Annotated in this window: 7 protein-coding genes; 1 reads left to right on the top strand and 6 read right to left on the bottom strand. The window is 68.1% G+C overall.

Translation table 11 applies throughout. The annotated features are described in order from the left end of the window. Positions 1–130: 130 nt before the first annotated feature. A complete protein-coding gene (locus PLE19_22840; GenBank protein HPD17785.1) occupies positions 131–1,510 on the top strand; it encodes a sulfatase in 1,380 nt (459 codons plus the stop codon). Between the two features lie 136 nt (positions 1,511–1,646). Here the strand turns inward: PLE19_22840 and PLE19_22835 are convergent, their stop codons facing one another. The 6 genes from PLE19_22835 to PLE19_22810 all read right to left on the bottom strand — a co-directional run bounded on the left by PLE19_22835 (position 1,647) and on the right by PLE19_22810 (position 10,688). Then, entirely contained in the window at positions 1,647–2,564 is a 918-nt protein-coding gene (locus tag PLE19_22835; GenBank protein ID HPD17784.1) for a hypothetical protein, read from the bottom strand. Between the two features lie 57 nt (positions 2,565–2,621). After that, the gene (locus PLE19_22830; GenBank protein HPD17783.1) at positions 2,622–4,487 is read right to left on the bottom strand and encodes a hypothetical protein; all 1,866 of its coding nucleotides are present in this window, start codon (positions 4,485–4,487) and stop codon (positions 2,622–2,624) included. Between the two features lie 71 nt (positions 4,488–4,558). After that, positions 4,559–5,713 carry a hypothetical protein gene (locus tag PLE19_22825; GenBank protein HPD17782.1) on the bottom strand — a complete coding sequence of 385 codons (1,155 nt, stop codon included), beginning with the start codon at positions 5,711–5,713 and terminating at the stop codon, positions 4,559–4,561. A 64-nt stretch (positions 5,714–5,777) separates the two neighbouring features. Then, on the bottom strand, positions 5,778–7,445 hold the full coding sequence (locus tag PLE19_22820; GenBank protein HPD17781.1) for a sialidase family protein: 1,668 nt from the start codon (positions 7,443–7,445) through the stop codon (positions 5,778–5,780). 26 nt (positions 7,446–7,471) lie between these two features. Continuing rightward, a complete protein-coding gene (locus PLE19_22815) occupies positions 7,472–7,891 on the bottom strand; it encodes a hypothetical protein (GenBank protein ID HPD17780.1) in 420 nt (139 codons plus the stop codon). A 196-nt stretch (positions 7,892–8,087) separates the two neighbouring features. Next, positions 8,088–10,688: a sodium/solute symporter gene (locus PLE19_22810; protein HPD17779.1), complete on the bottom strand. Its 2,601-nt coding sequence runs from the start codon at positions 10,686–10,688 to the stop codon at positions 8,088–8,090. Positions 10,689–11,123: the final 435 nt, after the last annotated feature.

Here is an 11,123-nt window from a genome sequence, read left to right as displayed (position 1 = left end):
CGAGCCCTTCAGGCTCCAGAGACAATCACCCTGCCTACAATTCCGGCCCACACCCGCCCGCAAGTCAGCCGTTGATCTGCCAATGGAAAGCGCATAGCATAGTGGGGAAGGGGGCTCGAAGGAGAGTCAGATGCGCCAATCCACGATGCCACGCCGGGGGTTCCTGGCCACGCTGGCCGCGGGCGTGGCCGCCGGGCGCCTGGGCACCGCCGAGGCCCCGGGCGGACCGCCCGCCAAGCCCAATGTCCTGGTCATTGTCGCCGACGACCTGGGCTACGCCGACATCGGCGTGCATGGCGGCAAGGACATTCCGACGCCGCACATTGACTCCCTGGCCGCCGGCGGCGTGCGGTTCACCAGCGGCTACGTGAGCTGCCCCGTGTGCAGCCCCACGCGGGCGGGCCTGATGACGGGCCGCTACCAGCAGCGCTTCGGCCACGAGTTCAACCCTGGCCCCACGCCCGAGGCCGACGTGGGGCTGCCGCTCACCGAGACGACGTTCGCCGAGCGTATGAAGGCCGCCGGCTATGCCACGGGCATGGTGGGCAAGTGGCACCTGGGCGCGGCAGCGAAGTTCCACCCCCTCCAGCGTGGCTTCAGCGAGTTCTTCGGCTTCCTCGGCGGCGCCCATTCCTACACGAACGCGGGCGGCGGCCGCCGCGGCGGCATCCTACGCGGCACCGAGGGCGTGAACGAGCCGGAGTACCTCACCGACGCCTTCGCCCGCGAGGCCGTGGCCTTCATCGAGCGGCACCAGAAGGAGCCGTTCTTCCTCTATCTCACCTTCAACGCCGTCCACAACCCCTTGCAGGCGCCGGCGAAGTACCTCGACCGCTTCCCGAACCTCCAGGGCAACCGCCGCACCTATGCGGCCATGCTGTCGGCGATGGACGATGCGATCGGGGCCGTGCTCAAGAAGCTCCGCGACGCGGGGATCGAGCGGGACACCCTCATCTTCTTCCTCAGCGACAACGGCGGGCCGCCGCAGGCCAACGCCTCGTCCAACGGCCCGCTCCGCGCCAGCAAGGGCACCGTGTACGAGGGCGGCATCCGCGTGCCGTTCATCATCCAGTGGAAGGCCCAGCTCCCCGCGGGCAAGACGTTCGACCAGCCCGTCATCAGCCTCGACATTCTGCCCACCGCCCTGGCCGCCGCGGGCGCGCCGGCGCCCCCCGAGGCCAAGCTCGACGGGGTGGACCTGTTGCCGTTCCTCAAGGGCGCGAGGGCCGAGGCGCCGCACGAGGCGCTCTTCTGGCGCTTCGGCGCCCAGGCGGCAGCGCGCAAGGGCAACTGGAAATTCGTCCAGCCGCGCGCCGGCGTCAGCGAACTCTACGACCTGGCCGCCGACATCGGCGAGAGCCGGAACCTGGCCGCGGAGAAGCCCGAGGTTCTCACCGACCTCAGCAACGCCTGGGCCAAGTGGGCCGTCGAGTTGGACGAGCCGCTCTGGGGTGGGCGACGGGGGCCGCTCCAACGACTCCGCCAGCGGCTCAAGGGCAAGGCGAAGTGACGGCGCGGTAACACTTCAACCGAGTGAAGCGGAGTTTGTGGTGCGGCCTTCAGGCCGTATCCTCGACGTCCAGTACGGGTTGAAGCCCGCACTACGAACTGCCGCGCCCTCTGAGGTGCGTGCCGGAGGCCCCACTTCATTCGGCTGAGGTGTTACGCGGCGCGAGAGGGCCTGCCTTCGGCTCCCACCTGAGCCGGGCGATGCGGATGCCCTTGAGGCTGGGCAACAGCGCCGCGATGTACCACTTGCCCTCGTGCAGGATGAGCTCGGGCGCGGCGACGGGCAGGCGGGCGATGAGGCAGGAGTCATCGCCCGGACCGAAGTTCAGCGGGTCCTTCGAGGCGTAGACGCTGGTCTGCGCGTTCTGGCCATAGCGCTGGGTGTGGAAGAGGTAGTAGGGGCCGCCCTCGCCCAGGCGGACGACGTGCGGGCATTCGTGGGAGAACGGCCCGTCGCCGGCCGAGCCGCCGGCCGACACGGTCTTCGCCTCGCTCCAAGCCGCGAGGTCCTTCGAAGTTCGGCAGAAGACGGCGCCCTTGCCGCCGGGGTAGGCCGTGTAGTAGCAGTGGAACAGGTCGCCCACGCGCAGCAGCATCGGGTCGCGGGCGTTGGCGTCGGCGCCCTCGCCGAACAGGCCCGCCTGGCCCGCGGCGTCGGTGACACGCTCGAACACCTTGCCGTCGCGGCTCGTGGCGTGGCAGATGTGCACCCAGTCCCCGTAGAGCATATGGAAGACGTCGCCGACGCGGAGCACGTGGGGCGCCTGGAGGCCGCCCGGCGTCTCGCCGAAGCGGACGTCGGCCTGCATGGCCACGCCCTTCGGCGTCCAGTCGCGGTCGGTGAGCTGGCGGCCCTCCCAGCGGTGGAAGAGGCGCGTCTTGCCGCCGCAGCGGGTGTGGCGGATGCACGACCAGAGCTGCCACGAGCCGTCGGCCGCCTGCCACACCGCGAAGTCCACGGGCTGCTGCTTCGGGTCAGTCAGCGGCCCGAGGTCGGGGTCGCCCGCCACCTGCCACCAGTCGCCGTCAATCTGCGGCACGAGGGTTTGCGCCATGGCGCCTCCGGGGAACAACAAGGCGAACGCGAGGCAAACGACGGCTCGCCTCATCGCTCACTCCACCTTCACCGCAATGGCGCGCTCGCTGCGCGCGAAGCCGTCCGACGCCCGCAGCAGGAGCGTGTAGGAGCCGGCCTTGGCGAATCGGGCCTCGGTCTCGGCGCTGCGCGCGTTAGAGAAGGCCACGGCGTCGGGCTCCGAACTGCTCCAGCCGACGATCACCGCCATCCGCGTCCTCGCGTCGTCGGCGATGGCGGCCTTGAGCTTGAGCGGCTCGCCGACTCGGGCCGTTGCCTCGGCGGGCAGCTCGATGGCGGGCGGCTGATTGTCGAACGGGTTGGCGCGGTTCCAGTCGAGCGTGGCCTTGAGCTTCGGGCAGTCGTCGGGCGTCTGGTCCCAGTACTCGGCCAGGCCCCACGAGCCCCACTTGCTGTAGCGGCCGACGGAGGAGAAGGTGCAGAAGAGGTCACCGCCGGCCTCGCGCCAGGCGGTGTAGTACTTGCGGTAGAGGTCGCCCATGCGAGGGTGGCGGTTGGCGGCGTGGAAGAGCTCAGTCATTTTCTCGTTGTTCTCGCCGCCGCCCACGCCGACGGCGTGCTGGCCGCCCTCGTAGGCGATGAAGCGCAGGCCGTGACGGTCGAGCAGCTTCTTGACGGCCTGCATGCCCTTCGCCGAGTCGGGCAGGGCCTTGGTCTCGAGGTAATCGAGCACCTGCTCCACCGTCCAGCCCGCCACCTCGTCGGCGCTGGGCTTGCCCCTCGGCGACACGCACATCTGGAGGTAGGGGGCATTGGCCACGGCATCCACGTGCTTCACCGTGTCCTTCCACGGCAGCAGGATGTTTTCGAGCCACCAGGCGTTGCCGCTCTGCCAGGCCAGCACACACACGAGGCGGTCGCGCCCGCCGAAGACCTCTTCCCAGATCGCGAAGATTTCGACGGAGCGCTGGGCGAAGTACTTGCCGCCCGCCTCCCAGGGCCGCTCCTTCGGCCCGATGCCCAGCGACAGGGCCTTCTCCTGCGCGTATCGGGTCTGCGGGAACATGTTGTTCCAGACCTCGTTCGAGTACTCCACGTAGACGTGCAGCGTGGGGTCGAGGCGGTCGCGCACCATCGCGGCGAACTGCCGCACGTAGTCGTCGCTGGCCTTGTGCGGCATGCAGAACCAGGGGTTGACGAGCTGGCGGTTGCACAGGTCAATCATCACCTCCAGCGGCACGCCCTTGAGCGTCCAGGTCGCGTCGGTGACCTTCGGGCGGTCGGCCCACTCGGCCACCTCCGAGCCGTTCGTGTGCATCCAGTCCATGAAGCGGTAGGTGTTCATCCCCTTCCAGAGTTCGAGGAAGCCTGGACGGAAGGGCTGGGCCTGGTAGGTGCCTTCGTGGCCGGGCAGCAGGAATCGGAAGTTCCGCGGGGGATTCTGCGGGTTCACGGAACGGAGGCTCAGGAAGATGCCGTCGGCATTCCTGTCCAGCGTCACCACGATGCGCCCCGGGGCCGACGTGACGACCTTGCCGCCGTGGAAGCCGATCTCGCCCTCGCCGTCGTAGAGCAGCACGTATTCGCCCGCGGGCTTGTGGCCGGCGAAGGTGAGCATGGGCGTTTCGGCGCGGCAGCCGGGTTCGAGCCGTGCGACCCAGCCGTGCTCGTCGAGCGCGAGGGCCGGCCCCTTGCCCCAGGGCTGGCCCTGCCGCTGGCTGATCCAGTGGCGGGCCTGACGGAAGGCGTCCACGAACGGCAGCTCGGTGCTCCAGTCGGCCATGCCGGCCAGGTTGATGCCCATCAGGCGGTTGGCGTTCTCGCCGTTCGCCTGGGCCAGGGGTGCAGAGCCCGGGCCGGAGTAGTCGGGGGGCGCGGCGCCTCGGCCGGGTGCGGCGAGCGCGAGGACAAGGACGGCAGCGGCCAGTCGCGGGGTGAGCATCTGTGGACAGCTCCTCTTGTGGAGGATTCGGACTCTGTGTGAGCAGGGAAGCGGTCGCTCGTGCCCGCGCCTCAGCGGCGAATGTGGCGGCCGCCAGCGGGGCCGGGGTCGTACTCAGGCGCCTCTTTCCCCGAGGCTGCCTTCAGGGTCGTCTGGATGTCCGCCAGGAGCACCGGATCTGGGGACGCCGAGAAGTGCAGCCGCTGAGGGCGGAAGAGCTCCTTCTTCTCCTCCAGAACGCCGTCAATCCAGCGCTTGAACACGCCCTGGTGGTGCAGGATCTCGACCGCGTGCCACTTGCCGTCTCCGAGGGGGTCTTTGTCTCCGAGCGAGAGGTCCTTGCTTCCGAAGCCGCCCGCTCCGTCCACGCGAAGCCTGTTGCGGTTGCTCAGCCCACTGCCGCCTCGCATGCCGGGCCTCAGGAGCTGGTCCCTGTTGAGCGCATCGGGAACATAGAGGTCGCCGTCCACGATTCGCCGGACGAAGAAGCGCAGGCCCAGATGCCCCGACTGGCCCAACGGCAGGGCCTCTGGTGTCTCCGTGGCCACGACGAAGTCCTTCGAGAGAACCACTCCGTTCCTGCTCATCTGCGTCTCGGGCAGAAGCTCTATCTCCTTGAGGACCCGCATATCGGCGTCCAGGTGCTCCTGTGCCTTCAGAGGGTCGCGGAACCAGAGCTGCTCGGGGCGCTCGATCTTGAGCCATTCATCAATGTTCCCGCCCTGCCATGCGTGTCGGGCGCGCAGGGCCTTCAACGCCTGAAGGTCTGGGTCTACTACCACTGGCACGTTCAGCCACAGACCCGTCCACGACGGCCCTTCCGAGGGGCGGCGAGCCATCTCGGCAACTGCCTCTCTCGCGCTCGTCACCTCCTTCAGCATCGGAGGCGTGGCCAGCTTGGGATGGATGAGCGGCGAGGCGGCGCCCACCTTGAGCCACCGCTCGGCCTGTTGGGCGTCGAGGCTCAGGCTCACCACCCAGGTCGGCACGTACGCCGAAACGCTGCCGTTGGGGTTCACAATGGTTGTCAGAGCCTTGTCCAGCTTCTTGTAGCGGAAGACCCAACAGGGGCCTGCATCCGCGAGCAGGTAGCCGGTGAACTTGCCCGAGATGGTGCCTTGTTGCTTCGGCGCATCGGGGCGCGGCCCCCCTCGGCCCGCTGCCTCGCAGGGGATCGCAAGCGCCAGCATGAGCACCACGATCGTGTTCGCAGCCAGCCAACGCATCCCATTCTCCCTTTCCACTGTGCCAGGATGGTACCCCAACTGTCGGCGCAGCGCAACGGCCCTGCTACTCCGGTCGGGCCTCGAGCCGGTCCGATCCGTCCGTCAGCCAGCCGAGTGTGAAGCGCGCGAAGGTGATCTTCTCGTAGGCGCTGCGGTCGCCGCGCTCGTAGAGGCAGCCGATGGTGAGATCGGGCAGCACGGTGAGGCACGAGTAGGCCGAGGGGCCGGGGTTGATGGTCCTCGCCACGGGCCAGGTCTTGCCCTCATCGTAGCTGAGGCGGACGGTCATGTTCACGCGGCTCGTGCTCGCAGGGTTCGAGAAGAGCAGGCGGTTCCTGCCTGCCCTGAACGAAATCGAAGGGTCCTGCGGGCCGGCCAGGGTGTAGCGGAGGAAGCTGGCCTGGCACACGGGCTCGATGAGGGCATCGTCGAGGGTCGGCTCGCTCCAGGTGAGGCCGCCATCCTTGCTGACGGAGATGGCGCGGCGGTTTCTGCCGTGATAGGAGCGCATGTTCATCATCAGCGCGCCGTCGGCGAGTTCGGCGACCTGGCATTCGTTCACGCGGTCGGCGATGGTGCCGCCGAGCTTCCACGTCGCCCCGTGGTCGTCGCTGTAAATCACGTGGGAGCGGTAGGGGTGGGCTTTGGGGTCCGAATGGTCCGAGTGGTCGCAGGGGATGAGCAGGCGGCCGCTCTTCAGTTGGATGCCAACGCCCGGCCCGGTGGCGTACCAGCGCCAGTGGGGCTGGCGGGTCGTCTCGGAGATGTTGACCGGCTCGCTCCAGGTGAGGCCGTCGTCGGTGCTCTTGGTGAGCCAGACGGTTCGCGGCTCAGTCGTCGTGCCCTTCATAATCTGGCTTTCCGGCTCGTCGCCGCGGTTGCGGGTCAGCGGCATCCAGATGGTGCCTGTGGCGCGGTCCACTACGGGACAGGGGTTGCCGATGACGTGTGGGCCGTGGTCGGCGACGACCTGCATCTTGCCCCACGTCTTCCCGCCGTCGGTCGAGCGCTTGAGCACGATGTCAATGTCGCCCGTATCGCTGGAGCTGTTCTTCCGCCCCTCGCAGAAGGCGAGCAGCGTGCCCTTCGGCGTCACGATGACCGCGGGGATGCGGTAGGTGTGATAGCCGTCCTGGCCGCTGATGAAGACGTCCACCTGGCCTTCGAGGGGCTTGGGGGGATCGATGAGGTTGCCTTCGGCGGAGAACTCGCTGATCTGCATGGTGCTTCTCCAGGGGCGGAAGCCGAAGCTGAGGTCGCCCGTGGGCTTGAAGGGTATCCTATGCGCTTCCTTGCCGTCGAGCAAGAAGGCGATCTCGTCGCCCTTGCGGACCGCCTCGAAGAGGAAGGGCCTGCCTTCGGCGATGAGGTCGGCATTGGGCTTGAGCATCTTCGTCGCGCCGCCGAGGAGCGGGCCTTCCACGAAGAACTGGCCGCCCCGCCCGTCGAAGCCGAAGTGGCTATGGCCGTCGAAGGTGAACGAGGCCGCGCTGCTCTTGAGGCCGGTGATGGCCAGGCGTGCCCTGACGTGGAAATCGCCTGGCCCGAGCGCCTTGCCCGCGAAGAGGAAGTTGTTCACGCCGCCGCCTTCGAGCGCGCCGTCCGCCTGCTTCCATTTCGCCCCGACCTCTCGGACCAGCTTCGGTGCGCCCCTTTCGACGAACGCCAAGTCGCCTGCCGCCGCCGCCGTGGCGTGGAGCAGGGGAGCCACCACCAGCCACGCTCGCCTCATGTGCGCCTCCGCCTTGTGCCGGGGCCTCAGCAGGCGCCCGGCAGGTTCTCCAGGTCGTCCAGGTCCTTGTGCCGGCCGCAGGCTTGCTTGTTGGCTCTCAGGTGCGGCAGGCTGATCAGGTTCACCTCGATGCCATCGAGAACGCCGATCACCCTGGCGGCGTAGCATTCCTCGAAGCGCACGCCGGAGATCGAGGTGGCGATCTCGATCCGCAGCGGCGGCACGCCCATGCGGATGATCTGGTCTGGCTTCAGGAAGAGGTCGGGTTGCACCTCGGGGGCAGAGAAGCCGAACTGCTGGAGCGTGCGCGCCAGCCGCTGCGCGTTCTCCGGGCTGATCGCCACCCAGACCTCCATGTCGGCGGTGCCCCTGGGATAGCCGTGGTAGCCCACGGCGTGGCCGCCGATGAGGAGGTACTCAACGCGGTTCTCGTTGAGCAACCTCAAGAAGTCTCTGAAGTCGGGCGGTAGATGGGTCGTAGCCATAGAGGATCTGCCGCATGGTCTCCAGGGCCTCGAGGCGCTCCTGCGGGGTCCGTGAGAGCCAGTACTCCCGCTCATCCGACGCGGCGGAGAGAGGCGCCACGGAAAAGGCAGACTTGTCCATTCGCAGTGAATCAACTCTCGACATGCCCTCATCCTATCACGAACGCCCCGGCGGGTAAAGGGCAGGATCAGCGGCCTTCCGCATCGTGAACGCGGTCAGGCCATCGAGGGGCCGGGCCGCGCGGGGGAAGGCGAAGCTGGCCGCGTAGCCGACGGCGAAGGCCACGGCCACGCCGATCGCGCCGTAGAGGTAGAAGTGGATGGGTGTGCCATAGCAGGCGAAGGCCGAGGCCGCGATGCCGGCCGCCCCGCCGATGAGCGCGCCCGCCCCGTTGGCCCGCCGGGTGAAGATGCCCAATGCGAACACCCCCGCCAACGCGCCGCCGAGCAGCCCGAGCATGCTGGTGAAGAAGAACCACAGATAGCGGATGTTGAGGGCCGCCAGCAGCAGCGCGGCGCCCGTGCCCAACGCCCCCAGAATGCCCGTGAGCCAGCGGGCCAGCCGAAGGCACCGGCGGTCGTCGGCAGCCGGCCTGAGACGGCGATAGAAGTCGGTCACCAGCGCCGTCGCTATGCTGTTCATCGAGCTGTCGAGGGTGGACATGGCGGCGGCGAACACGCCCGCGATGACGAGGCCCGAGACCCCAACCGGCAGCTCGCGGGCGATGAACGACGCGAAGACCGCGTTGTTCTCCTGCGCCGGGTCGAGCAACGCGGGCCGGCTCTTGTAGAAGACGTAGAGCGCCGTGCCGATGCCGAAGAACAGCAGCGACGCCGGCACGCTTAGGAAGGCATTCGTCCAGATCGAGCGCGCCGCCGACCTCTCGTCGCGCGTGGTCAGGTAGCGCTGCACGACCGCCTGGTCGGTGGTGTAGGGCACGAGCACAGTGAGGAAATTGCCCAGGACGACGACCCACAGCGACATCGCCGTGCAGTCCCAGGTCCAGTTGACGAGGCGGAACTTCCCATCGGCGGCGCCCTGTGCCGCGAGGCCGCCGAGGCCCCCCTCCGTGCCCGCCGCCATCACGCCCAGGCACAGCACGGCCCCGCCCATCAGCACGAAGACCTGGAGCACATCGGTCCAAATCACGGCCTCGATGCCGCCGAGCACCGTGTAGAAGGTCGCCAGCACGCCCATGATGAGAATGGAGGCGGTGACGTCCAGCCCGCTCACCGCGGACAGCGCGAGCGCGGGCAGGAGCACCACGATGCCCATCCGCCCGAGCTGGTAGAGGATGAACGACACGCTGCCGAAGAGCCGCACGGCCAGGTTGAACCGCTTCTCCAGGTATTCGTAGGCCGTCGTGACGTTCAGCCGCCGGAAGAACGGCAGGTAGAAGTAGACCACCACGGGCGCGACGAGCACGATGCACAGGTTGGCGAGGAACGGCACCCAGTCGGTGGCGAAGACGGCGGCGGGGATGGAGAGAAATGTGATGGCGCTGAGCTGTGTGCCGAAGATGCTCAGCCCCGCCGCCCACCAGGGCACGCGGCGGCCGGCGAGGAAGAAGTCGTCGGTGCTCTTCTCACGGGGCGCAATGTAGAAGCCGATGGCGACCAGGGCGAGGAGATACGCCGCGAGCACCATGTAGTCGAGGGCCTGGAAATGGGTCTCGCGCTCCACCGGCCGAGCGATGAAAACCTTGGGCGTGCGGGCGCCTGGGCGGATTTCGCCGCTGGGGATCACAATGCCGCCCTGCCAGCGGACGGCGACCGTTGTGACCTGGCCGAGGGGCATCTCGCCCAGCTTCGCCCAGGTGTTCGTGATCGTATGGTAGCCCAGGACGTCGCGGGAGAAGCCGGGGTGACTGTCCTTCAGCTCCTGGACGCGGTTCGCGTTCGCCCCATCGTCGCCGCCGAAGACGAGGATGTGCGCCTGGCCGCTGGCGATGGCGGGCGCGGCCACGACGGGCCGCGGCGCGTCGGCGATGCGCCGCCACGTCTTCGCCTTCGGGCTGTAGGCGTAGCCGTCGGTCAGATAGCGGCGGGCCGGCTTGGCGTCGGGGCCGGCGAACAGCTCCGCGCCGCTGATCACGTAGACCTGCGTTTCGTAGCCATCGCTCTGCGCGGCCACGACCGGCAGGACGCGCCCCGGCCCGGGCCAGGGCTCAAGCTCCTGCCACTTGGCGCCTGGCTTTGACAGGTCGAGTGCCCAGAAGTTCCTCATCCCCTCGGTCGCGGTCGGCGTTTCCTGCCCGCCCGCCACGTAGATCGTGTCGCCGATCAGCGCCGCGCCCATCATCGCGCAGGGCTTGGGGAGAGGCGGGAAGTCGGGCTCGAACTGCCTGACCCACCGGAACACAAGGGTGCAGCACCTCTCGGCATCGCAGCCGCCGATGCACACCAGGTTGTCCTTCCACGTCACCGAGGCCCCATAGGCAAGCGGCTGGCGAAGGCGAGCCATCGCTCCCCACTCCCCATCCTCGCGGCTCATTCTCCGAGGGTCCAGGCTGAAGACCGTATCCACCCACTGCTTCTTGCCCCCCTCGAAGAGGGGGGTAGGGAAATTAGCGCCGCCGGTAACGATGAGGTCGCCACCGCTGACGCCTACAAACGGCCCACCGACGCCAAGGCGGCTGGGGATGGGCGGCAGCTCCTCCCAGGTGAAGAGCTGCTTCGGCGGCAGCGCGCCCTCGCCGCCGAGCGCGGCCGAACACGCGAGCAGAGTCGCGCACAACGCCAGTCGCCAGCCGCTCATGTGCAGCCCCTTTACAGTCCCAACCTCGCGGGCGCCCGCGCTGTGCGATAGGATAGTGTGCGTTCCCGGAAAACACAAGGTGGACACGGTGGACATTGTGGACAGAGTGGGCAGGTGCAAACAGCGAAGAGCGGGCGGGCATCGGAGTCCACGGTGTTCACACTGTCCACCTTGTCCACCCTCGGTTGCGGCTGGCCGCAGGCCAACGCGTAGGTAAGAGGATATTTGGCAGTACGGAACGATTTTCTTGCGTCGAGCCTGCCCGCCCGAAGTGTCTTCACGGCAAGAGCATGCACACGGCACGGTCGCCATAAGCTCCGGAGCTACTGGCGAACCACTGGCGGCTATGCGTACCTGTGGGTGAGGGGAATAGAGCCGATAGGACGGATGGGACCGATAGGACCCAAAGACGAGACAACCCATCTAACCTCCCGC

The organism is Planctomycetota bacterium, assembly GCA_035384565.1.
In the GTDB taxonomy this organism is placed as follows: domain Bacteria; phylum Planctomycetota; class PUPC01; order DSUN01; family DSUN01; genus DAOOIT01.
This window is presented reverse-complemented; position numbering and strand designations above follow the sequence as displayed.